Raw genomic sequence first — 23,266 nt, 5'->3', positions numbered from 1 at the left:
AAATCGTTCAGCGCGTGGTTGCCCACGGCGTCCAGCCGGAGGTGAGCCTGTCGACCACCACCCGGCAGATCAGCGTCATCGCCGCCAGCACCGCCATGGCGGCAAAGACCATGTCGGTCTGCATGCGCGCATTGGCCTGGACCATGACGAAGCCGAGGCCTGCCGACGCGCCGACCCATTCGCCGATCACGGCGCCGAGCGGCGCCAGCGGCGCAGCGATCCTCAGACCTGAAACGAGTGCCGGAACGGCAAGCGGCATCCGGATGCGGACCAGCGTCTGCCAGTGGCTGGCATTTGTCAGCGATACGGCATCGAGGATATCGCGCTCGGTCCTGCGCAGCCCGTCGGCAAAAGCCGAAGCGACGGGAAAAAAGATGATGATCGTTGCCATGGCGACCTTGGAAGCCATGCCGAAGCCGAGCCAAATGACCAGGATCGGCGCCAGCACAAAGACCGGGAAGGCCTGCAGGATCAGCACCAGCGGCCAGACCAGCGCCCCGGCGGCCGGAAAGGCCGACAGCACGAAGGCCGCCGCCGCACCTGAGATTGCTCCGCAGACGTATCCCAGCACGATCTCAAGCGCCGTCGTCAGGCTCTGCTCCAGCAGGAACAGCGGCTGCCGCACAAAGACCGAAGCGACCGACAGCGGTGAAGGCAGGATGAAATGCGCCGGCGCAAACAGCCAGATGACCACCTGCCAGATCGCAAGCAGCAAAACTGCACCATAGAGAGCGTTGAGAGGGCGCATCGTTCAGGTGTCAGTGGAAACTGAGGGGCGTGAGCGCAGCAGAACAGACATTGCGAAGCGATCTCCAGACGGCAATGGAGATCCAGGCAAAGCGAAGACGAAGGGAGATACCGGCGGCATCTTGTTCCGTTCCTACGCCGGCATGACCCGGATCAGGTTCAAGGGTCCGGCTCAGCGCCATCTCAGCATCGTCAGATGCTCCCCTCGGAATGGGCGGGAAACTGTCGCGTTTTCAAAGGACTGTCAATGGTGGATCCGCCGCCTGCGCAGCGCCCAGGCATTTGTGATCGAAAGGGCTAGAGACTTTTGGCCCAGGGCTACCTATCTAAGTGTCATGCAATTTAGGGAGACCGAATATGAAATTCGCTATTCTCACCGTTCTTGCTGCTTCGCTGGCGGGAATATCAGCCCAGGCCGCGGACCTGACACCACCGCCTGCGCCGGTTGAACCGGAGGCAATAACGCCGGTTTTCACCTGGTCGGGCCCTTATATCGGTGCCGAGGGTGGCTATAGCTGGACGACGTTCGATCCTGACGGTGCATCCAATGTCGACGCCAACGGCGGGATCCTGGGCGGCTTTGCCGGCTACAACTACCAGTTCGACAATAACTGGGTGATCGGCGTCGAAGGCGATGTCCTCCATAACTGGAACGAAGAGGACACGGCCTTTGGCTCCGTCGAGACGACATGGCAGGGCTCGGTCCGCGCCCGCGTCGGCTATGCCTTCGACAACGCCCTGCTCTACGGAACCGCCGGCTGGGCGATCGCACGGGCAGAAGGTCATCCGACCGGGGCTTCAGATGTTTCCGACACGCTGAACGGCTGGACGATCGGCGCAGGTATCGACTACGCCTTCACCCAGAACATCTTTGCCCGCGGCGAGTATCGCTATACCGACTACGGCAGCGGCAACTTCGGCGGTGCGGCGGGCGGTGATTTCGATCTGAACCAGAACACGATCATGATCGGCGTCGGCGTCAAGTTCTGAGGAGACGGAATGAAATGCGCGATCGCGGACGGCACGCCTTCACACGGCGTGACGCGAAGCTAGCCGTTTTCCAAAAGTCCGCTCTAGGTGTTCCAACATCCCCGTGGAAAACCGGAACACCGTGTTGCACTAAATTAGGACTTCGACAAAAGTCATTCCTCATGATGAGGAATGCTCACAATGCTGTCGGGTCTCGGGACAATCACCATTACGGACGAGAATTACAGCGAGCACGTGGCCTTCGAACTCGGTGAGCGTGACGGCCTGCTGTTTGGCGGCGAAGAGATCCTGCGGCGGGCACAGCGCGCCAAGAAGGTGTTTCTCTTCCTGCTGACATCGCGGCGCGAGTTGCGCATCCGCATTGCCAATGTCGAGCATTCCTGCGCCAATTTCGTCGTCATCAGCGAACCGCTTCCTGCCACCTGAGAGCGCGTGAAAAGGCCACGAGCGGGTCAGCGCTGCGTGGCCTTCATGACGCGGCCCGTGAGGCGAGCCGCGCCTCAGTTCAGATGTTCGAAGTCCGCCATGTTCTTCTCCGTCACCAGTTGGAACGGGATCCAGACCTCGCGGTCGATCTTTTCGCCCTTGATCGCCTTCAAAGCCGCATCGATCGAACCCTTGCCCTGACCCTTGGCATCCTGGAAGACCGTGACCTTCAGGTCGCCCGCCTTCATCGCCTGCAGGGCTTCCGGCGTGGCGTCGATACCGGCGACGATGATCTTCTCCGTGGATGCGCCGCCATTCTTCAATGCGGCGATGGCGCCGAGCGCCATCTCGTCGTTGTTGGCAAGAACGGCATCGAACTCCAAGCCCGATGTCAGCCAGTTGGAGACCAGATCGGCGCCGTTGACGCGGCTCCAGTTACCGACCTGCTCCTGAGCGACCTTCAGGCCGCTGCATTCAGGCGTCGCGATGACGTCATGGACGTCCTGAGTGCGCTGACGCGCGGCCTGGCTCGTCAGGTCGCCGATCATGATGACGACATTGCCTTTGCCGCCCAGAATGCGACAGACTTCCTTGGTCTGCAGCGTGCCGGATTCGGCCTCGTTTGAACCGACGAAAGCCTGTTGCTTGCCGAGTGTCGAAAGATCGGTCGGCTGAACGTTGACGTAGATCAGCGGGATGCCGGCATCCTCGGCAACCTTGCTGAGAGCCGGCGTGCCATCTGAATCGACGGGATCGACGATGATGGCCGAGACGCCGCCGGCAGCGAAATTCTTGACCTGGTCGAGCTGCTTGTTGACGTCCGTCGTCGCATCCTCGATCTGCAGCTCGACACCGACGGACTTGGCATAATCCTGCATGCCGTTGACGATCAGCGTCTGAAAATTGTTGGTGAGCGTCCCCATCGAAACACCGATACGATCGGCCGCGTGCGCCTGCCCAGCAAGCACCAGGGCAACCGCGCTGGTGGTCAGCAATTTCAGCATTTTCTCTCCTCCCAGAGATAAGGCGGCGCCAGCCGGCCGCAGGAAAACGTTAGCCGGGGAAGATCGCGCGGTCCGCGGAAAATTGATGAAAATCCCTCATTTGCAGGGATCCGGACAGCAAAAGGCCCGGCGGAGAAGCCGGGCCTGCGGGTCGTTCACCTGGGAGGATCAGCCAGCCTGCTGTTCGCGGCGCGCCTTCTTTTCTGCGCGGCGCCTGGCCTGCTCCATGAACCGCTTGTCCATGCGCTCCTGCGCTTCGGATGAACCATCGTGGAATGTGCCGAACCACTTGTCGAGCGGGATCACGCCATCGGCGTAGTTGCACTCGAAATACTTGTGGTGAAGGTAGTGGTCGTAGCTGTGCGTATCGATGGCGCTTTCCTCGCCGACGACGATCTTGTCGAAACCGGCATGGCCGGGCGCCGGTGCAAGGCCGGCATGCGCCAGATGAAAGATCGCATGAACCGGGTTCGACGGAACGATCCAATGGATCAGCACGCCGGAGAAATACAGCAGGTGCTCGATCGGGTGCATGGCAAGACCTGACCAGGGGCCGGGATTGACGTTGTTATGATGCAGCTTGTGGACGGCATGATAGAGCGGCGGCCAGTGGATCAGCCGGTGGACCAGATAGAAATGCAGGTCGCGGAATGTCGGGATCAAGAGCATGACCACGGCGCAATAGACCGGTTGCTCGGCGAATGAGACATAGGGAATGATGCCATTGGCAAAGGCCCACAATGTGAGCACTTCGAAAGCCGTCCAGAGCGGCACGGCGCTGGCGAAAGTCCAGATGACATTATCGACCGTCTGATTGCCGAACAGAAAGGCATCATTGCCGACGGAGGGCCATTTGGCATTGAACTTGAAGCTCGTTCCCTGCTTCTTCTGCATGTAGAGGCGCAGGTGGAACGCGCCGAAGAAGACGAAGACGATTGCGGCGTTGCGCACCAGCAGATAGGCAATCCAGCCGATCGAGAAGGTCTTTGCCGTCTCGAGCGACGGCGTTGCATAGAGCCAGAGCAGCGTGCCGATCGCCGCATAAAGCACGTTCCACGGCATCAGATAGCCCGGATAGCCGAACACCCATTTCAGGAAACGGAGCGGCTGCACTGGCCAGATGAACACAGGCGGATACTGAATAAGCTTGGAAGGCGCCCAGTCGCCGCGTTTGTTGCGCTTCCCGTAAAGTGTGTCGTCCATCTGATATCCTCCAACTCGTGCCGGAAAATTACCGCAGCAATAGTGCCGTTTCCCATCGCTGTCTTGATGTGTTTTGATCAACTGAGCGATTTCGCCAGAGGCGCTGCAATGCTTGACTGTCGAGCGGAGTTTTGGGGAGGTTTTGATGAAAAAGACGACACTGCAGGATGTCGCCACAGAGGCCCGGCTTGGCATCGCCACCGTCGAGCGCGTCATCAACGGCCGCGGCGGCGTCACCGAGAAGACGGCAGAAAAGGTGATCCGTGCGGCCAAGAAACTTGGCTACGGCGAGCGCTCGACGGAAACGCATCGCGGCGCCATCCGCATCGAGGTCATTCTGGTGCGCCCTGAAACCAGCTTCTTCGCCCGCTTGAACCAGGCCTTCGAGCGCATTGCCGCATCGCTCGACCGCGCCGTCATCCTGCATCGCACCTTCATCAAGGAAAGCGATCCGATCGGCATGGCCCATCACATCGCCAATCCGAGCTTTCGCCGCTCCGGGCTGATCATCTGCGCGCAGGATCACCCGAAGGTCATCGAGAGCCTGCGGCGTGTGCGCGCCGCTGGCGTCGAGGTCGCCCAGGTCGTCACCCGCTGCGACGACCCCGAGGTTCCCTATCTCGGCATCGACAATTATGCCGCCGGGCGCAGCGCCGCCTATTACATGTCCGGCATGCTGGCTGCCCGGCGCGGAAACTTCGCCGCGATCTGTCATAGCGGGGCCTATTCGAACCATCGCCAGCGCATCCAGGGCTTTTCCGATTACCTCACCGAGAAGGGTGCCAATGGCCACGCGGTATCGCTGGTGATGATGGGACGCGACGATGATCTGCAATGCGCCGAACTGCTCGGCGAGGCGCTCCGCCGCGATCCTGAAATCATCGGCGTCTATTCGGCCGGCGGCGGCGACGAAGGTGTCGCCATCGTCCTGCAGCAATGGGCCAGGCAGCGTGATATCTTCTGGGTCGGACACGAGCTGACCGAGAAGAAGAAGCGCTATCTGGAAACCGGCCTGCTGGACATCTGTCTCGACCAGGCGCCCGAAGTGCAGGCGCGGCGCTCCGTCGATCTCATCCTGCGCAAGCTCGACATCATCCGCACCGAGGTCATCACCGATCCGGTGCGCTTCATGACCGTCAGCGCCCAGAACCTCTAACTAACGACGAGGCCAGCAATGCAATCCCTCACCGTCTTCCAATCCCTTTGGGCCATGGAGCTTCGAAGCGCACTCACCCCGGAGCGCGCGCTCGAGGAGAATATCGGCCTGATATCCGAGGCCGGTTTCGACGGCGTGAGCGCGCATTGGTATGACCGCGCCTATGTCCGGCCACTTGCCGCTTTGCTGAAGGACCACGGCTTGAAGGCGGAGGGGCAATGCTTTCCGAAGACGATCGACGAGCTGAAACCGGCGCTGGAAAATGCCGCAGAATTTGGCGTCGCCCATCTTTGCCTGCAGCCGGACGTCCGGCTGCGCCGGATCGAGGATTGCCTGCCGCTGCTGGAGGGTTGGCATCGGCTTTCAGAAGAGGCCGGCATTCCGGTCTTTATCGAGACACATCGCGACCGGATGACCACCGACCTGTTCTTCACCCTCGACCTGATGGACCGGCTTCCGGATCTGAAACTGCTCGGCGATCTCTCGCATTTTCTTGTTGGCCGCGAGTTCGCCTGGCCGGTCTCCGATGAGAACCACGAAATGATGCAGCGCGTTCTCGACAGCTCCTGGGCCTTTCATGGCCGCGTTGCCTCGCGCGAGCAGGTGCAGATCGAGATCTCCTTCCCGCATCACCGGCCGTGGGTCGATCTGTTCATGGGCTGGTGGGACTACGGTTTCCGCAGCTGGCGGCAGCGGGCAGGCGCCAGCGACACCCTCGCCTTCACCTGCGAGCTCGGCCCGAAACCCTATGCCATAACCGGCCGCGACGGCGAAGACAGCACCGACCGCTGGCAGGAGGCGCTGTTTCTGAAGGACGAGATCCGGGCGCTCTGGGCCCGGACTGCCGCGTGATCAGTAGAAATCGGGCTTTTCGTGTTGCGGGACCGCCACCCGCTCGCCCGACTTCCAGGCCTGAAGGCAGGCCTTGGTGACCTGCATCGCCATGAAGCCATCCCAGGCGCTGGCGCCGGTTGGCTGCCCGGTGAGTATCCCGGACGTCCAGGCTTCCAGCTGTGCCCGGTAGGCCTGCCGGAACCGCGGCCGCCAATCGGGCGGGGTGCGGAAACCGTCATGGCCCTTTGCGCGAAGCATCGTATGCGGGGACGGATCCAGCGATACGGTTCCGTCCTCGCAGACGAGCTCGGCGCGCACGTCATATCCGTATTGGGCGTCAGTGAAGACCTCGATGTCGATGACGACGCCCGATGCGGTCTGCAGCAGGATGAATTGCGGCTGGCGGTTCGGCGCATTCCGCGTCGGCGGCGGGCTGGTGACGAAGGCCGAGGCAATCTCTTCGTCCAGCAGGAAGCGGGCAATATCGAATTCGTGGCCTGCCGAATTGGCAATCACCAGATCCGAGGTCAGATAATCGGGCGCCACTGCGTTGCGGTGAATGCAGTGGAGAAACAGCGCACGGCCGAGTTCGCCCGATTGCAGCGTATGCTTCATCTCGCGATAGCCGGGATCGAAGCGGCGCATGAAACCGACCTGCACCAGACGGCGCCTGGCATTGGTTTCGGCACTGATGATCGCCTCGGCATCCTCGATGCCAGCCGCAAGCGGCTTTTCCACCAGGACCGGCTTACCGGTGGCAATCGCCTTCAGCGCCAGCGCAGCATGCGTTTCATCGGGCGAGCAAACCATGACGGCGTCGACATCCGGGTCGGCGATCAGCTCATCCGCACCGGCAAAGACACGGGCACCTGAGGCCTCGCCAACTGCGATCGCGCGCTCCCGGCTGAAATCCTGAACAGCGGTGAGCCGCGCATTGGCTACACCTTCAGCAAGGATCGCCGCATGGTCACTCCCCATCACGCCGGTGCCGATGATGCCTATCCTGACCTCTGTCATCGATGTTCCTTTCGGGATTCCGCTTTAGGGAATTCAAGCTAAGCGCGCGGCAACAGCGATTTCAAGTTCACCGACACCTGCGAAAGGTCTGTGGCATCGGGTTTTGCCCGCTTGGCGATCAGCATTTCGGCGAGGCGGATATCCTTGGCGATGCGATTGCCGGGTCCAAAGCCGCTGGCGGCAAGCAGGCGCCCGTCTTCGCCGAGGTGGAAGAGAATGAATGTCCCGGGCTCGATTTCCCGGCGCACGCTCGTAACCGCGCCGTCGGCGAGACCGGCGATCTGCAGCGTGCAATCATATTGATCCGACCAGAACCACGGGACGGCCTCGTAGGGGCTGACAGCACCCAGCATGCCGGCGGCCGCATGCGCGCCCTGATCCTGCGCATTCCGCCAGGCCTCCAGCCGGATTCGCCTCGCGTCATAGGGAAATGAACAGCAGTCTCCAGCCGCAAAAATTGCCGGATCCGAGGTTTGCAGGCTGGTATCGACGGCAATGCCGTTCTCGACGGTGAGACCGGCCTTCACAGCCAGTTCGGAGCGAGGTTGAGCGCCGATGCCCACCACCAGCGTACCGGCTTTCAGGATTTCACCGGTGATGAGGGCCAGGACGACACCATCGCTGTCACCGGATAGCCGCTCGATACCGGCGCCGCACACGATCCGCACGCCATTGCCTTCGTGAAGCGCCTGGACCTTTGCGGCGATCTCCACAGGCACGCCCCGCATCAGAATGCGCGGCAATGCCTCGATGACAGTGACCTCAAGCCCGCGCTGGCGGGCAGCCGCCGCTAGTTCGAGGCCGATAAAGCCCGCGCCGATGATCGCGACGTGGCCGCCCGCCGACAGCCGCGCAGCAAGGCCCGCCGCATCGTCGTGGGTTCGCAGATAGAAAACATGCTCGAGCCCCTCGGCCGCGGGCAGGCGCCGCGGGGCCGCACCGGTTGCGATCAGCAGCCTGTCGTAGGGGATTCGCCGGCCGCTTGCCAATTCGACGGCGCGGCGCTCGCGATCGATCGCAGTGGCGGCATCGCCGGCGATGACCACGATTCCGTGTTCGTCATATTGCGACCGCCCTGCGATAAACGGCGGCTCAGCGCCATCGGGCGCCAGCATATGCTGCTTGGAAAGCGGTGGCCGTTCGTAGGGCAGATGCCGCTCGTCGCCAATAAGCGTGATCGATCCATCGAAGCCCTGATCGCGTAGCGCGAAGGCAGCGCGCGCGCCGCACTGGCCGCCGCCGATGATGACGAAATGCTGCATCGGCGTCATTCCAGTCCGAGAAACACAGCGCCGTCTTCGACCTTGACGGGATAGATCCGGAGGTTGACGCAGACGGGCGCGCCCCTTGCCTCGCCGGTGCGATAGTCGAAGCGTCCGTTGTGTTTCGGACATTCGACGATGTGGTCCATGACCAGACCATCGGCGAGATGAACCTTCTCGTGGGTGCACATCCCATCCGTCGCATAAAAGCTGTCATCGGGGCTGCGGTAGACGGCGAAGGTCTTTCCGCCGTGATCAAAACGGATCACGTCCTCGTTCTCGACATCATCGATCTCGCAGGCCTTCACCCAGTTGCTCATCCGATCCTCCCGAATTCATCGCGTTTGATCAGAACCTAGGCGATCGGCCGGAAAATCGCGGTCAGATTCTTGATCAAAACCCATCAATTCGAACGGCGGGAATAGCATCTCGACAGGACCAAAACAGCATGCGGGAGCTATTTATGAAAACCATTTGACTAAATAAAAACTCGGTGCCAAGCTGATGACATTCTGAGGGCTGTGGCATGACATTGCGTGGTACCAATCAGGAATCAGGGCGTCCGTATAACCGGCGTATCGTTCTCGAAGCGATCCGGTTGAACGGTCCGGTGACGCGCGCAGACATCGCCAAGCGCGTCAGCCTGACGGTGCAGACAGTCTCGACCATCGTTCGCGAACTCGAAGAGCAGGGCTACATCCTCTCGGTCCGAGAAGAGCCGAGGGGGCGCGGTATTCCGCCATCGGTGCTGACGATCAATCCGCAGGGCGGCTATGTCGCGGGCATCCACCTAACCCCGCTCGGTATCGACGCGGCACTGGTCGATCTCAACGGCAATATCGTCGAGAGCGCCTATCGCACCGCGCCGAATGTAGCGCCCGATCTTGCGTTCCAGCTGATCGGCGAACTGGTCTCAGAACTTCGCGCCGGTGGCAGCAAGCGCATCCTGGGAGCCGGCATGGCGCTGCCGGGTCCCTTCGGCATCGATTCCATGAGCTTCATCGGTGCGACGACAATGGCAGGCTGGAAGGACGTGCCGCTCAAGGAGCGGCTGGCGGAAGCCGCCGATCTGCCTGCTTTCATCGACACGGACATGGCCTGCGCGGCACTCGGCGAACAGCTCTACGGAATTGGCTCGCAATTCTCCAACTACTACTATCTCTATTTCGGCGTCGGCCTCGGCGGCGCCATGGTTCACGACGGCGCAGTGATGCGCGGCGGCTGGGGCAATGCCGGCGAAATCGGCCATATCCCGGCGGTACCGGATGGCGAGCCCTGCCCCTGCGGCAACAGCGGCTGCCTGGAACGCTATCTTTCTCTCGACGCCTTCAATCGCCGCGGCGTGTCGCAGCAAATGTGGGCCGAGGAAATCCGGCCGATCTTCCACAACGCCGTCCGCACCATCGAGAACCTGCTCGACCCGCAGACGATCGTGCTCGGCGGGCTGGCGCCACCCGACCTCATCGAAAAGCTGGTGGCCTCGGCCGGCCTGCCGAATTCCGTCGCCGCCCGCAAGGATCGAAAGCATCCGCGGCTGGTCATGGCGAGCGATTGCCAGAACTCGGTGCTCCGCGGCGCGGCAGCGCTTGCCGTCTCCAGCCTGCTGTCGCCGCGCTTCGGCCAGATGTTTTCCACCCCCGACGAGAAAGGGATCGCCGCATGAGCGAACCGCTGCTGGTGCTCGACAATATCCGCAAGAATTTCGGCGCTATCGAAGCGCTGAAGGGGGTCAGCTTCTCGATCGGCAAGGGCGAGGTCGTGGCACTGCTGGGCGATAATGGCGCCGGCAAGTCGACGTTGGTGAAGATCATTTCCGGCGGGCTGGAACCATCGTCCGGCCGGATGCTCTTCGAAGGTCGCGACTATGTGGCCAAGACCCCGGCCGAGGCGAAGGCCGCCGGTGTCGAGACGGTCTATCAGGACCTGTCTCTCGCCACCAATGTCGATGTCGTCGCCAATTTCTTCATGGGCCGCGAAATCACCCGCAAGGTGCTCGGCATTCCCTTCCTCGACGAGCGGGCGATGGAAAAGGTCGTCGGAGATGCGCTTGCCAATGCCGGCACCCGCATCCCGTCGCTCCGCACCAAGGTCGAGCATCTCTCCGGCGGCCAGCGCCAGGCGATCGAGCTCAACCGCTTCGTCCATTGGGGCGGCAAGCTGGTGCTGCTCGACGAACCCTTTGCAGCGCTCGGTGTCGAGCAGACGCGCCGCGGCCTCGAGATGATCCGCCATGTGGCCAACCAGGGCATCGGCGTCGTCATCATTACCCACATCATGCAGCAGGCCTTCCAGGTCGCCGACCGGATCGTGGTGATCCGCCAGGGCGTCGTCGCGGGCGACGTCGAGACATCAAAGACAAATGCAGACGCGGTGATTGAAATGATCACCGGACAAAGCCTCGCCGGTGCCGGACCGGTGAGACCATAAAAATTGAGGGTCCGGCACAAAAGGAGAGAACGACATGAAGCGAATAGCCTTAGCCGCGCTGACCGTTCTGGCGCTCGGCATCTCATTGATGACGACCGCCTTCGCGCAATCGAAGGGAACGGTCTATTACCTCGTCCCGACCTTGCTCGATGAATTCCAGACCGGCTCGGTCAGCGCGCTTGAGATGTTTCTCAAGCAGACCGGCTACGAAATGAAGACGCTGAACGCCGACAACAAGACGGATGCGCAGCAGTCGCAGATGAACGATGTCATTGCCTTGAAGCCCTCGGCGATCATTCTGGCCGCCGTCGATTTCAACGCGCTGAAACCATCGATCGAGGCCGCACGCGCCGCCGGTATCCCGGTCGTCGAGTTCGACCGGCAGATCACCTCGACGCAGTCGGACTTCACATCGGTCGCCGGAACGATCGAGATCGGCTATGTGGCGGCCGAACAGGCAGAAAAGCTGCTGAAGGCAAAGAATGGCGACGTGAAGGGCAAGGTTCTCCAGGTTCTGGGCGATCCCGGCGATCCCTACACGCTCGACATCCAGAAGGGCTTCGAAGAGAAGATGAAGGCCTTCCCGGGCGTGAAGATCATCTCGGTGCCTGCCATGCAGTGGGAAGCCAGCAACGCCGGAACGATCGTGTCCGACCAGATGCTTGCCAACCCTGATATCGACCTGATCTTCAGTCATGCCGCGCATCTCTCGGTCGCCGCCGTCGCTTCGCTCGAAGCCGCAGGCAAGAAGCCGGGTGATGTCATGCTGATGAGCTCCAACGGCGCTCCTGTCGGTCTCGACCTGATCCGCAAGGGCTGGCTGAACGTCGAAGTCGAGCAGCCGCTTTATGCGCAGGCCGCGGCCGTCGCCATCTTCATGGACAAGATCGCCAAGAAGGAAGAGATCAAGCCCGGCGAATATGACGTGCTCGGCCTGAAGGGCGTCGTCACCAAGGAAGCATGGGGTCCGAACATCAAGATCCCCGGCGCTGCCATCACCAAGGAGAATGTCGACGATCCGGCCTTCTGGGGCAACCAGAAAGCACCGACCGCACAGGTCAAATCGGTCGAATGAGCGACATCCAAGCGCCCGGGCTTCACAGCCCGGGCTCCCTCCCCAGCAACCGGAACGGCCTGATGACACCTCGCACGCGTCAATTCTTTGAGCTCGTCCTCGATAATCTCGTCTGGTTCATGCTCATCTTCGTGCTCGCCGTCTTTTCGGCGTTCGTCCCGAACTATTTCCAGCTTGGCATCTTCGCCAATATCATCGAAGCCTCCAGCGTCCTCGGCGTCATGTCGATCGGCCTGTCGCTGGTAATCATCGCCGGGCATATGGACCTTTCGGTGGAGTCAGTCGCGGCGCTGTCGGCCATGGCAGTCGGCATCCTGTTCTGCTCGGCCGGCATCGGCATCGGCTTCACGCTCAGCCCGGAATGGCTGATGGTGCCGGTCTCGCTGCTGATCGCCCTTGCCGTCGGCGGCCTGATCGGGCTGCTCAACGGCTTCCTGATCGTCAAGGTGAAGATGAATGCCTTCATCATCACGCTGGCCTCCTATATCTGGGTGCGCGGCATCGTGCTTGCCGTCTCGGGCGGCCGCTCCGCGCAGGATCTGGCACCCGCCATCCGCTGGTTCGGTATTCAGAGACTGATCGGCCTGCCACTGACGGCCTGGATCGCCATCTTCTGCTTCGTGCTGTTTTCGGTGATCATGGCCAAGACCCCGTTCGGCCGTCATCTGACGATGATCGGCGGCAATGAGACGGCAACGTTCCGCGCCGGCATTCCCGTCCAGCGCAACCTGATCATCGCCTTCGTCATGGCAGGCGCGATCGCCGGTCTCGCCGGCTGGCTACTCGCCATCCGCACCTCGGGCGCGACAGCCAATCTTGGCGTCGGCCTGCTGTTCAACGCCTTTGCGGCCGTCGTCATCGGCGGCGTCAGCCTGAAGGGCGGCGTCGGCGCCCTGCCCGGCGTCTATGCTGGCGTGCTGCTGCTGTCGTCGATCAACACCGCCATCAATCTCATGGGCCTGCCCGCCAATTTCACCCAGGTTATCCACGGCTTCCTGGTGCTGGCGGCGGTCCTTCTCGATACATTCAAGCAAAAACTGCGTCAGAGGCTCGCATGACTGGAAGACTGGACGGAAAAATAGCGGTTGTCATCGGCGCCGCCCGCGGCATCGGCAAGGCGACGGCCAAGCGCTTTCAGGAAGAAGGCGCCACGATCGTCCTCGCCGACTACGAAGAGGAAGGCGGCCGCGCCGCCGCCGCGGATCTCGGCGTCACCTTCTTCAAGACCGATATCTCGAAGATGGAGGACGCCAAGGCTGTCATCGCCTTCGCAGTCGAGACCTATGGCAGGATCGATATCATCGTCCAGAATGCCGGCGTCTATCCCTGGCAGCTGATCGAGGATACCAGCCCCGAGGACTGGGACAACGTCATCGCCGTCAATCTGCGCGGCTCCTTCAACGCGGCGCGCGCAGCACTCGACCCGATGCGGAAGCAAGGCTATGGACGCATCCTCTTCACCTCGTCTATCACGGGGCCGCGTGTCACCAGCCCGGGCCACGGCCATTATTCGGCGACCAAGGCCGGGATCAACGGCTTCATCCGCGCCGCAGCGCTCGAATTCTCCTCCTATGGCATCACCGTCAACGGCGTCGAGCCGGGCAACATCATGACCGAGGCGATGCAGCTTCACCGTGGCCCGGCCTTCATCAAAAACATGGAGGATGCCATTCCGCTCGGCAGGCTCGGCAGCCCGCGCGATGTCGCCAATGCCTTCCTGTTTCTCGCCTCCGACGATGCAAGCTACATCACCGGCACGACGATCGTCGTCGATGGCGGGCAGCTTCTGCCTGAGGGAAGCGATTTCAGGCTCTTGCCTCCGTGAGCTGGCGGCGGTCCTCACGGTCTCGTGAGCGAAGTCGGCCGCCCGTCTCTTGACCTTCGTGACTGCTTCCCTACTTCGCAACTCGGGCGAAGAAGTTGGGAATGACATGAAGGTATTGATCGTTGAGGACGAGGGCATCATTGCCTGGGACCTCGAAAGCATGGTGCTCGACAACGGGTTCGAGGTTGCGGGACTCGCAAGGACGGAAATTGAGGCGCTCTCGCTGGCACGGCGAGCCGATATCGCGCTCGTCGACGTACAGCTGGCGGACGGCCCGACCGGTCCGCAGATCGCCCGCACGCTGATCGATCTCTATGGCATCGAGGTCGTCTTCATGACTGGCAATCCCGAAATTGTCGCGGGCTTCGAGGGCGCCGTCGGCGTCGTCACCAAGCCGCATCACCTCGACAAGGTCAAGTCGGCGCTGATGGATGCGCTGGCTGCCAGAACCCGCAAACGGGATGCCAGGTCCAGCGGCGCGACGGCTGCCTGATGTAGTTCGCTGCAGCGGAAGGCCGTCAGTTTTCCGCCCGCCAGAACCGTTCCCTGAATCCGGTTCCGGACGCGTCCCTCATGTAATTCCTTAGCTCTCTCTCGGCATCGAGGCCGGGGAAGATTTCGGCGATCTGCGATTCATATTTCAAGATCGCCGCGAACTTGCGCTCGAAGTCGACGTCGATATCAACATGATCCCTGACCGTCCAATTGGTCCGCTCCAGTGCAGCCGGCACGCTGTCCGGATGGCCGGGCGGGAAGAAGCCGGCGGCATAGGGAATGTCCTCATAGAGATAAATATCGGCGTTCCAGGCAGCACTGCATTTGCGGAAAGTCTCGGTGGTCACGACATGATCCAGATGGCGGCCGACCGCCATTGGGCAGAGGACGATCGTCGGGCGCACCGCGGCGAACCATTCCGCCAGCAAATCCTCCAGCGGCGCCCAGGCCGGATCCCGATCCGATGGCGGCGAGAAGACCGCCTCCCGGGTCGCGTAAAGGGGGATGCCATCGCGGTCTTTGCGATAGATTGAATCCGTCATGCCGCCATGAATGTAATCGGCGCCGAGGCGCGCGATCGAGGCGATATCCTCCTCGCGCCTGACGGCATACGGATTTGCGCCGAGCCCCCACCATTCATGCAGCTCGCGAACCAGCGGTGACGGCTCACCCTGCAGATCGGCATCGCCGGTAAAAATCGTCGCCGCGACGACATGGGCACCATCTTTCACCGCCCTGTCCATTAGCCCGCCGGCACTGAGAACCGCGTCGTCGAGGTGCGGCGAGAGGATCAGGACGCGGTCGTCCCCGGTGAGCTTGTCGAGCATTACGGCATCCGTTCGTGTGGCGATTTTCCTTGCAGACAAAAGACGCCGGATTATTCACCCCAGCCGACAACACCCTTGATTTCAAGGAAATCATGGATCGCCCAATCGGCGTACTCGCGGCCGTTGCCGGACTGCTTGTAGCCGCCGAAGGGTGCGAATGTGTCCCAGTCCGGATAGTTGAGATAGACCGAACCGGCGCGCATGCGCTTGGCCACGGCGCGGGCATGCTCGATATCGGTCGACTGGATATAGGCGGCGAGACCGTAGACCGTATCGTTGGCGATGCGAACGGCATCCTCGTCGTTCTCGTAGGAGATGATCGAGAGAACCGGCCCGAAGATCTCCTCGCGCGCAATCGTCATGCCGGGCGTGACATGGCCGAAGACTGTCGGACGGATATAATAGCCGCGGTTCAGCCCCTCCGGCCTGCCGGGACCGCCGGTGACCAGCGTCGCACCTTCGCTGATGCCGCTCTCGATCAGGCGCTGGATCTTGTCATATTGGATCTGGCTGACGACGGGGCCGAGATCGACGCCTTCGGCGCGCGGATCGCCGGTCTTGAAGGCTTCGGCCGCCTTTTTGGCGATGGCAAGCACCTCGTCGTGGCGGCCTGCCGGTACCAGCATCCGGGTCGGCGCATCGCAGGACTGGCCAGAGTTGCCGAAGCAGCCCTCGACACCCTTGGCGACGGCCGTTTCGAAATCAGCGTCGTCGAGAATGATGTTTGCCGACTTGCCGCCGAGCTCCTGCGCCACGCGCTTGACCGTATCGGCGGCGGTCTTCGCAACGATGATCCCGGCCCGCGTCGAACCGGTGAACGAGACCATATCGACATCAGCATGTCCGGCCATGACCTGGCCGACATCGGGACCGGTGCCATTCACCAGATTGAACACGCCCTTCGGCGTTCCCGCGGCCGCCATCACCTCGGCGAAGATGATGCCGCTGATCGGCGCGATTTCCGATGGCTTGAGAACGACCGTGCAGCCTGCGGCGATCGCCGGAGCCACCTTGCAGACGATCTGGTTCAGCGGCCAGTTCCAGGGGGTGATCAGCGCGCAGACGCCGATCGGCTCCTTGACGACGGTGGTCGTGCCGCGCTTTTCGCTGAATGTGTATTCCTCGAACGCGGCGATCGTCGCTTCCATGTGAGCGCGCCCCACCCCGGCCTGCGAATCGCGGGCGAATGGCAGCGGCGCACCCATTTCCTGGCTGACGGCCTGGGCGATATCTTCGAAGCGCTCATTATAGCATTCGAGAATCCGCTTCAGCAGCGCCAGACGCTCCTCTTTCGAGGTCAGCGAGAACGTTTCGAACGCCTGCTTCGCAGCTGCAACAGCCTTGTCAACATCGGCTGCAGAGCCACCGGAGATCGAGGTATAGGTTTCTTCGGTCGATGGATCGATCACCTCGATCGTCTTCGGCATCACAGGATCGACCCAGGCGCCGTCGATGAAGAATTTCAGGTGGTTATTCATGTGTTCTCCAATGCCGTTGGTAGCTCAGGCGCGGGCAGCGCGATGGCGCTCGACCGGTGTCATTGACGGACACTAGCCGAACTTTGCAAATGTGAAATAGCAATTGCGAGGCAATCTCTGCCGCCGCCACGCGGCGGTGTTTCTCACCGGGCAAACCGTGTCGAGAGAATGATCGAGGACAGCGTGCGGTCGACGCCATCGATCGCCCCGATCCTGTCGATCACCTGGTCGAGCTCCGATATCGACGGCGCAGCGATCAGCGCGATCAGGTCAAACGATCCGCTGACGGAATGCAGCGCCGTCACCGTCTGCATCTTGTCGAGGGCCGATGTCACCTGCGCCAGCGCCTTGGGCGCGATGGTGATCAGGATATGCGCCCGGATCAGCCCCGAGGCATAGGCATCCGACAGCCTGACGCCATATCCGGCGATCACGCCCTCGCGCTCGAGCCGTTCCAGCCTCGCCTGCACCGTCGTTCGCGATAGCGACAGTTTCTTGGCCAAGGTGGCAACCGGCAGACGGGCATTTTCGCCGAGCAGCGCCAACAGCTCCCGGTCTTTCACGCTCAGATCCATCGCTCTACACTCCGCAAAGATTGATCAGCAAACTGATTTAATATGTCCGTCGTTTTGCGCATTCTGCCGCTATTTTATGTGAAGTCCACTGCTAGGCTTATAAAAATCCTATAAACGTCATCGAGGGCTGATATGAAAGAAGTTGTTGTTGCAGGCGCAGGCAAGATCGGTGGCGCCATCGCCTTGATGCTGGCCGATACGGGCGCGTACAAGGTGCTGGTCTTGGACCGCAGCGCTGAACAGACCGAACGGGTCGAGCGGCATCCGGCGATTTCGACCGCCGTGCTTGATATTTCCAGCCATGCGGATCTGGTGGCCACGCTCAAGGGCAAGTTCGCCGTCCTGTCGGCAGCGCCGTTCAATCTGACCGGCCTGATCGCCGAGGCGGCCCTTGCCGCCGGCGTGCACTATCTCGACCTCACGGAAGACGTTGCGACGACCAAGAAGGTCGAAGCGCTGGCAGAGAATGCCGAAAGCGCCTTCATTCCCCAGTGCGGCCTGGCGCCGGGCTTCATCTCGATCGTCGCCAACGATCTGGCCAAGCGCTTCGACAAGCTCGACAGCGTGCGGATGCGTGTCGGCGCGCTGCCGCAATATCCGTCCAACGCTCTGAACTATAACCTCACCTGGAGCACCGACGGCCTGATCAACGAATATATCGAGCCCTGCGAGGCGATCGTCGAAGGCAAGTTCATCACCGTTCCGGCGATGGAAGAACGCGAAGAGTTCTCGCTCGACGGCGTAACCTATGAGGCGTTCAACACCTCTGGCGGACTGGGCACGCTTGCCAAGTCGCTGGAAGGCCGCGTGCGGACGATGAACTACCGCACGATCCGCTATCCCGGCCATCAGGCGATCATCAAGGCACTCCTGAACGATCTCAACCTGAAAAACCGCCGCGACGTGCTGAAGGACCTGTTCGAGCATGCGTTGCCCGCCACCATGCAGGACGTGGTCATCGTCTTCGTGACCGTCTGCGGCTGGAAGGACGATCACTACCTGCAGGAAACCTACGCCAACAAGGTGTATTCCGGCGTCGTTGCCGGCCGCAAGATGAGCGCGATCCAGATCACCACCGCGGCAGGCATCACCGGCGTGCTCGATCTTCTTGCCAACGGCAAGCTTCCGACCAAGGGCTTCGTACGACAGGAAGAAATCGCTCTTGCCGACTTCCTCGACAACCGCTTCGGCCAGTTCTACAGCCCCGAAGCCGCGCGCCTCAAGGCAGCCAGCTGAACCAGCCCTCAGAAATCGAACTGCGGCCGATCGGGCCGCAGTTTCAAAGGCTGGGATTGAACTTGTCCCAGCCTTCCTTGACCGTTTCCATCGCCGGATTGGTCGATGTGCTCGAGACATGCGGCAGCGTCGAAATCTTCTCGCCGAGAACACGGCGGTATTTGGCGATGTCGCGGGTGCGAACCTTCAGCAAATAGTCGAAGCGCCCGGCGATCATGTGGCACTGTTCGACCTCCTTGATCTTCTTGACCGCATCGTTGAAGCTCTTCAGCGCGCCCTCGGTCGTGTTCGAGAGCTTGACCTCGACGAAGGCGATATGATCGAGTTCCATCTTCGCCGGATTGAGCACCGCCCGGAAACCCTCGATATAGCCTTCGGCGATCAGCCGCTTGAAGCGGATCTGGCATGGAGTATTCGACAGGCCGACGCGCGCTGCCAGGTCTGTAATGGAGATCCGCCCATCTTCCGACAGGGCCTCCAGTATCTTCCTGTCCAGTTGGTCGAGTTCACTAAACAAGGCGGTCTCTTTAGGCATATTAGCATCCCAATCGCGATATCTATAGATAATTGCCATTGAAATCGCCCTCTATCAAGTTGGATCGACCAGGCACATTTATGCTAGATTGCCGCTGCCGGTGGTTTGGGGCATGGGCGCATGCGCCTTGCGTATCGAACAGACGCCGGCAGTTGCCGTTCAAACAAGTCCCGCTGCTAGGATCCCGCAATGCTCAACGCCGCCGATAACGCACCAGGTCCGGATTCCAATTCGCCATTTGCCGAGTTTGCGCCGCCGATCCGCGAGCAATCGGACCTGCGCAAGGCCATCACCGCCGCCTACCGGCGCCCGGAAACGGAATGCCTGCCGCCCCTCGTGGAAGCAGCCCGCGTGCCTGCGGATATGAAGGCCGCCGCCCGCGATACCGCGCGCAAGCTGATCGAGGCGCTGCGTGCCAAGCACAAGGGAACCGGCGTCGAGGGCCTGGTGCAGGAATATTCACTGTCGAGCCAGGAAGGCGTTGCGCTCATGTGCCTCGCCGAAGCGCTGCTGCGTATCCCCGATACGGCCACGCGCGATGCGCTGATCCGCGACAAGATTTCCGAGGGTGACTGGAAGTCGCACGTCGGTGGCGGACGCTCGCTGTTCGTCAACGCGGCGACCTGGGGACTTGTGGTCACCGGCAAGCTGACATCGACCGTCAACGACCGCAGCCTTGCCGCCGCGCTGACCCGGCTGATTGCCCGCTGCGGCGAACCGGTGATCCGTCGCGGCGTCGATATGGCGATGCGCATGATGGGCGAGCAGTTCGTCACCGGTGAGACGATCGACGAGGCGCTGAAGCGCGCCCGTCCGCTCGAAGCACGCGGCTTTGGTTACTCCTACGACATGCTGGGCGAGGCAGCGACGACGGCAAAGGATGCCGACCGCTACTACCGCGACTACGAGAAGGCGATCCACGCGATCGGCAAGGCATCGGATGGCCGCGGCGTCTATGCCGGGCCGGGCATCTCGATCAAGCTGTCGGCTCTTCACCCCCGCTATGTCCGCGCCCAGTCGAAACGGGTGATGACCGAGCTTCTGCCCCGCGTTCGCGAACTGGCACTGCTTGCCCGCACATATGACATCGGCCTCAATATCGACGCCGAGGAAGCCGATCGCCTCGAACTGTCGCTCGACCTCCTCGAAGAACTCAGCCTCGACGCCGGGCTGAAAGGCTGGAACGGTCTCGGCTTCGTCGTTCAGGCCTATGGCAAGCGCTGCCCCTTCGTGCTCGACTACATCATCGATCTCGCCCGCCGCTCCGGCCGCCGGATGATGGTGCGCCTCGTCAAGGGCGCCTATTGGGACGCCGAGATCAAGCGCGCCCAGCTCGACGGCCTGCCTGACTTCCCCGTCTATACGCGCAAGATCCACACCGACGTTGCCTATGTCGCCTGCGCCCGCAAGCTGCTGGCCGCCACTGACGCCGTGTTCCCGCAATTCGCAACGCATAATGCCCAGACGCTGGCGACCATCTATCAGCTCGCAGGCCCGGACTTCCAGATCGGCAAGTACGAGTTCCAGTGCTTGCATGGTATGGGCGAGCCTCTTTATGACGAGGTCGTCGGCAAGCAGAATCTCGACCGGCCCTGCCGCATCTACGCGCCCGTCGGCACGCATGAAACGCTGCTCGCCTATCTCGTCCGCCGCCTGCTCGAGAATGGCGCGAACTCCTCCTTCGTCAACCGCATCTCGGACCCCAAGGTTTCGGTGGATGACCTGACCACCGATCCGGTCGATCTCGTCGAAGCCGCCACGCCCATCGGCAAGCCGCACGATCTCATCTCCCTGCCGCAGAACCTCTATGGCGCCGAACGCAACAATTCCTCGGGCATCGACCTTTCGAACGAAATGGAACTGGCCCGCCTTGCCGGCAACCTGCTTCAGACAACCACGAAATGCTGGCATGCCACGCCGCTTATGGCAGACGGCTCGGTGGATGGCACGACAAGCCCGGTTCTCAATCCGGCCGATCATGGAGACGTTGTCGGTCAGGTGACCGAAGTGGAGATCGACGCCGCCGCCAGGATCGCCAGGTTCGCGGCTGACGGCGCCAAGCAATGGGCGGCAGTCCCGCCGGCAGACAGGGCAGCCTGCCTCGATCGCGCCGCCGATATCATGCAGTCGCGGATCGAGCCGCTGATGGGCATCATCATCCGCGAGGCCGGCAAATCCGCCGCCAACGCCATTGGCGAGGTACGCGAGGCAATCGACTTCCTGCGCTACTATGCGGAACAGGCTCGCCGCACACTCGGCCCGTCGCATGTGCCTCTCGGCCCGATCGTCTGCATCAGCCCCTGGAACTTCCCGCTGGCGATCTTCACCGGACAGGTCGCCGCAGCGCTGGTGGCGGGCAACCCAGTTATTGCCAAGCCTGCGGGCGTCACCCCGATCATCGCCTTCGAAAGCGTCAGGATCCTGCATGAGGCCGGCGTTCCGCGCGCAGCGCTTCAGTTCACCCCGGGCAGCGGCCGCCTCGGCGCCGCGCTGATCGACGCGGAAGAGACGGCCGGCGTGATGTTTACGGGTTCCACCGGCGTCGCCCGGATGATTCAGGCACAGCTTGCCAACCGTCTCTCGGCGTTGGGCAAACCGATCCCGCTGATCGCCGAGACAGGCGGCCAGAACGGCATGATCGTCGATTCCTCCGCACTTGCCGAACAGGTCGTCGGCGATGTCATCGCTTCGGCTTTCGACAGCGCCGGTCAGCGCTGCTCGGCATTGCGCGTGCTCTGCCTGCAGCAGGACGTCGCTGACCGCACCCTGACGATGCTGAAGGGCGCCCTCCAGGAGCTGACGATCGGCCGTACCGATCGCCTCAGCATCGATGTCGGCCCGGTCATCACGGCGACCGCAAAAGGCGATATCGACGCCCATATCGAGAAGATGAAGGCGCTCGGCTGCAAGGTCGAGCAGCTGCCTCTGCCTGAGACTGCGGGCCTCGGCACCTTCGTGCCGCCGACCATCATCGAACTCAAGAAGCTGTCCGATCTGGAAAAGGAAATCTTCGGGCCGGTTCTTCACGTTATCCGCTACCGCCGCGAAGATCTCGATCGCCTGATCGATGATATCAACGGCTCCGGCTACGGCCTGACATTCGGGCTTCACACGCGTCTCGACGAGACGATCGCTCACGTCACCAGCCGCATCCAGGCGGGTAATCTCTATGTCAACCGCAACATCATCGGCGCGGTCGTCGGCGTCCAGCCGTTCGGCGGCCGTGGCCTGTCGGGCACCGGCCCGAAGGCGGGCGGTCCGCTCTATATCGGCCGCCTGGTCCAGAAGGCACCGGTGCCGCCGCAGCACAGCTCCGTTCACACCGACCCGGCTCTTGCCGACTTCGCAGTCTGGCTATCGGGCAAGGGACGGGCTGACGACGCCGAGGCCGCACGCGAGCTCGGAAGCCTCTCCGCCGTTGGCCTTGAGAAGGAACTTGCCGGTCCTGTCGGCGAGCGCAACATCTATGCGCTTCATCCGCGCGGACGGGTTCTGCTCGCTCCCGAGAGCGAACGTGGCCTCTATCGCCAGCTGGCCGCTGCGCTCGCCACCGGAAACCAGGCCGTTATCGACGAAGCCACCGGCCTTCGCGCCGCACTGAAGGACATTCCCGCAAGCGTCGCGGCGCGCGTCTCCTGGACTTCGGACTGGAACAAGGACGGTCCCTTTGCCGCAGCCCTTTTGGAGGGCCGCGCAGAGCGCATCCGGACGCTCAACAAGGCGATCGCCGCACTCGATGGACCGCTTGTCCTGGTGCAATCGGCGACGGCCGCCGAAATCGAGAGCGATATCGAAGCTTATTGCCTGAACTGGCTAATCGAAGAGGTCTCGACCTCGATCAACACGGCCGCCGCCGGCGGTAACGCCAGCCTGATGACCATCGGCTGAATGGGATAGAATACTTGCCCGGACACCTGCCCGGGCAAGTTGATCTATTCCAACGGTTTCGCGCGCAGCATCGCTCCGGGCCGTCCGCCTCGACATGATCGTTTTCCACGGCTGCAACGCGCGAGACGACGCCCACACACGTCACCGATGTCCTACAGCCGACAGCAATACGTTCAATATTTCCTAAAATTCTACAAATACAACCTTATTTACTTGAATAATAAATCGGATGATTAATCCAAATTAGCTACGACTATGGAAATAGT

The 23,266-nt window shown here is 61.9% G+C and carries 22 protein-coding genes and 1 riboswitch; of the genes, 12 read left to right on the top strand and 10 right to left on the bottom strand.

Annotated features, from left to right (window positions below):
• Positions 1-7: 7 nt before the first annotated feature.
• Entirely contained in the window at positions 8-748 is a 741-nt protein-coding gene (locus AC1DJO_RS05725; protein ID WP_112388600.1) for an ABC transporter permease, read from the bottom strand.
• A gap of 112 nt (positions 749-860) precedes the next feature.
• Positions 861-963: riboswitch (TPP riboswitch) on the bottom strand.
• Positions 964-1,104: 141 nt separating this feature from the next.
• Between AC1DJO_RS05725 and AC1DJO_RS05720 the strand changes: the two genes are divergently transcribed.
• The gene (locus tag AC1DJO_RS05720; RefSeq protein ID WP_112388601.1) at positions 1,105-1,737 is read left to right on the top strand and encodes an outer membrane protein; all 633 of its coding nucleotides are present in this window, start codon (positions 1,105-1,107) and stop codon (positions 1,735-1,737) included.
• Between the two features lie 180 nt (positions 1,738-1,917).
• Positions 1,918-2,163: a hypothetical protein gene (locus tag AC1DJO_RS05715; protein WP_112388602.1), complete on the top strand. Its 246-nt coding sequence runs from the start codon at positions 1,918-1,920 to the stop codon at positions 2,161-2,163.
• A 74-nt stretch (positions 2,164-2,237) separates the two neighbouring features.
• Here the strand turns inward: AC1DJO_RS05715 and AC1DJO_RS05710 are convergent, their stop codons facing one another.
• Both AC1DJO_RS05710 and AC1DJO_RS05705 read right to left on the bottom strand, forming a co-directional pair.
• A complete protein-coding gene (locus AC1DJO_RS05710) occupies positions 2,238-3,167 on the bottom strand; it encodes a sugar ABC transporter substrate-binding protein (RefSeq protein WP_112388603.1) in 930 nt (309 codons plus the stop codon).
• A 168-nt stretch (positions 3,168-3,335) separates the two neighbouring features.
• Positions 3,336-4,370: a sterol desaturase family protein gene (locus AC1DJO_RS05705; protein WP_112388604.1), complete on the bottom strand. Its 1,035-nt coding sequence runs from the start codon at positions 4,368-4,370 to the stop codon at positions 3,336-3,338.
• A gap of 145 nt (positions 4,371-4,515) precedes the next feature.
• Between AC1DJO_RS05705 and AC1DJO_RS05700 the strand changes: the two genes are divergently transcribed.
• Both AC1DJO_RS05700 and AC1DJO_RS05695 read left to right on the top strand, forming a co-directional pair.
• Positions 4,516-5,526, top strand: a complete 1,011-nt coding sequence (locus AC1DJO_RS05700) for a LacI family DNA-binding transcriptional regulator (protein ID WP_112538233.1) — start codon at positions 4,516-4,518, stop codon at positions 5,524-5,526.
• A gap of 18 nt (positions 5,527-5,544) precedes the next feature.
• Positions 5,545-6,378 (top strand): sugar phosphate isomerase/epimerase family protein, encoded by an 834-nt coding sequence (locus AC1DJO_RS05695; protein WP_112388606.1) that lies wholly within the window; start codon positions 5,545-5,547, stop codon positions 6,376-6,378.
• Here AC1DJO_RS05695 and AC1DJO_RS05690 read toward each other — a convergent pair whose 3' ends face one another.
• From AC1DJO_RS05690 to AC1DJO_RS05680, 3 genes are read right to left on the bottom strand one after another with little or no spacing between them, the layout of a single operon-like run.
• Positions 6,379-7,377 carry a Gfo/Idh/MocA family oxidoreductase gene (locus AC1DJO_RS05690; RefSeq protein WP_112388607.1) on the bottom strand — a complete coding sequence of 333 codons (999 nt, stop codon included), beginning with the start codon at positions 7,375-7,377 and terminating at the stop codon, positions 6,379-6,381.
• Positions 7,378-7,415: 38 nt separating this feature from the next.
• Positions 7,416-8,639, bottom strand: coding sequence for an NAD(P)/FAD-dependent oxidoreductase (locus AC1DJO_RS05685; protein ID WP_112389024.1), 1,224 nt, complete (start codon positions 8,637-8,639; stop codon positions 7,416-7,418).
• A 5-nt stretch (positions 8,640-8,644) separates the two neighbouring features.
• Positions 8,645-8,959 carry a MocE family 2Fe-2S type ferredoxin gene (locus AC1DJO_RS05680; RefSeq protein WP_112388608.1) on the bottom strand — a complete coding sequence of 105 codons (315 nt, stop codon included), beginning with the start codon at positions 8,957-8,959 and terminating at the stop codon, positions 8,645-8,647.
• A gap of 206 nt (positions 8,960-9,165) precedes the next feature.
• Between AC1DJO_RS05680 and AC1DJO_RS05675 the strand changes: the two genes are divergently transcribed.
• The 6 genes from AC1DJO_RS05675 (at position 9,166) to AC1DJO_RS05650 (ending at position 14,459) form a co-directional block, all read left to right on the top strand.
• Positions 9,166-10,302: an ROK family transcriptional regulator gene (locus AC1DJO_RS05675; RefSeq protein WP_112388609.1), complete on the top strand. Its 1,137-nt coding sequence runs from the start codon at positions 9,166-9,168 to the stop codon at positions 10,300-10,302.
• Positions 10,299-11,066 carry an ATP-binding cassette domain-containing protein gene (locus AC1DJO_RS05670; RefSeq protein ID WP_112388610.1) on the top strand — a complete coding sequence of 256 codons (768 nt, stop codon included), beginning with the start codon at positions 10,299-10,301 and terminating at the stop codon, positions 11,064-11,066. Before AC1DJO_RS05675 ends, AC1DJO_RS05670 begins: the two co-directional genes overlap by 4 nt.
• Positions 11,067-11,100: 34 nt before the next feature.
• Entirely contained in the window at positions 11,101-12,141 is a 1,041-nt protein-coding gene (locus AC1DJO_RS05665; RefSeq protein ID WP_112388611.1) for a sugar ABC transporter substrate-binding protein, read from the top strand.
• 62 nt (positions 12,142-12,203) lie between these two features.
• Positions 12,204-13,199, top strand: coding sequence for an ABC transporter permease (locus AC1DJO_RS05660; RefSeq protein ID WP_112389025.1), 996 nt, complete (start codon positions 12,204-12,206; stop codon positions 13,197-13,199).
• The gene (locus AC1DJO_RS05655; RefSeq protein WP_112388612.1) at positions 13,196-13,966 is read left to right on the top strand and encodes an SDR family NAD(P)-dependent oxidoreductase; all 771 of its coding nucleotides are present in this window, start codon (positions 13,196-13,198) and stop codon (positions 13,964-13,966) included. Before AC1DJO_RS05660 ends, AC1DJO_RS05655 begins: the two co-directional genes overlap by 4 nt.
• 58 nt (positions 13,967-14,024) lie before the next feature.
• Positions 14,025-14,459, top strand: a complete 435-nt coding sequence (locus AC1DJO_RS05650) for a response regulator (RefSeq protein WP_310291280.1) — start codon at positions 14,025-14,027, stop codon at positions 14,457-14,459.
• A 25-nt stretch (positions 14,460-14,484) separates the two neighbouring features.
• On the opposite strand, the gene AC1DJO_RS05645 is transcribed toward AC1DJO_RS05650, so the two are convergent.
• From AC1DJO_RS05645 to AC1DJO_RS05635, 3 genes are all read right to left on the bottom strand, one after another.
• Entirely contained in the window at positions 14,485-15,288 is an 804-nt protein-coding gene (locus tag AC1DJO_RS05645) for a PIG-L deacetylase family protein (protein ID WP_112388614.1), read from the bottom strand.
• Between the two features lie 50 nt (positions 15,289-15,338).
• Complete coding sequence (locus AC1DJO_RS05640; RefSeq protein ID WP_112388615.1) at positions 15,339-16,766, bottom strand: aldehyde dehydrogenase family protein; 1,428 nt, start codon at positions 16,764-16,766, stop codon at positions 15,339-15,341.
• A 143-nt stretch (positions 16,767-16,909) separates the two neighbouring features.
• On the bottom strand, positions 16,910-17,341 hold the full coding sequence (locus AC1DJO_RS05635) for an Lrp/AsnC family transcriptional regulator (RefSeq protein WP_112388616.1): 432 nt from the start codon (positions 17,339-17,341) through the stop codon (positions 16,910-16,912).
• Between the two features lie 132 nt (positions 17,342-17,473).
• Here AC1DJO_RS05635 and AC1DJO_RS05630 point away from each other — a divergent pair, with 132 nt between their 5' ends.
• Positions 17,474-18,577, top strand: a complete 1,104-nt coding sequence (locus AC1DJO_RS05630; protein ID WP_112388617.1) for a saccharopine dehydrogenase family protein — start codon at positions 17,474-17,476, stop codon at positions 18,575-18,577.
• Between the two features lie 43 nt (positions 18,578-18,620).
• Here the strand turns inward: AC1DJO_RS05630 and AC1DJO_RS05625 are convergent, their stop codons facing one another.
• Positions 18,621-19,112 (bottom strand): Lrp/AsnC family transcriptional regulator, encoded by a 492-nt coding sequence (locus tag AC1DJO_RS05625; protein WP_112389026.1) that lies wholly within the window; start codon positions 19,110-19,112, stop codon positions 18,621-18,623.
• Between the two features lie 189 nt (positions 19,113-19,301).
• Between AC1DJO_RS05625 and putA the strand changes: the two genes are divergently transcribed.
• Complete coding sequence (gene putA / locus AC1DJO_RS05620; RefSeq protein WP_112388618.1) at positions 19,302-23,000, top strand: trifunctional transcriptional regulator/proline dehydrogenase/L-glutamate gamma-semialdehyde dehydrogenase; 3,699 nt, start codon at positions 19,302-19,304, stop codon at positions 22,998-23,000.
• Positions 23,001-23,266: the final 266 nt, after the last annotated feature.

The organism is Rhizobium sp. 05N430 (assembly GCF_056396985.1).
Note: the sequence above shows the minus strand (reverse complement) of the source record. Positions and strands in the feature narration are given on the sequence as shown.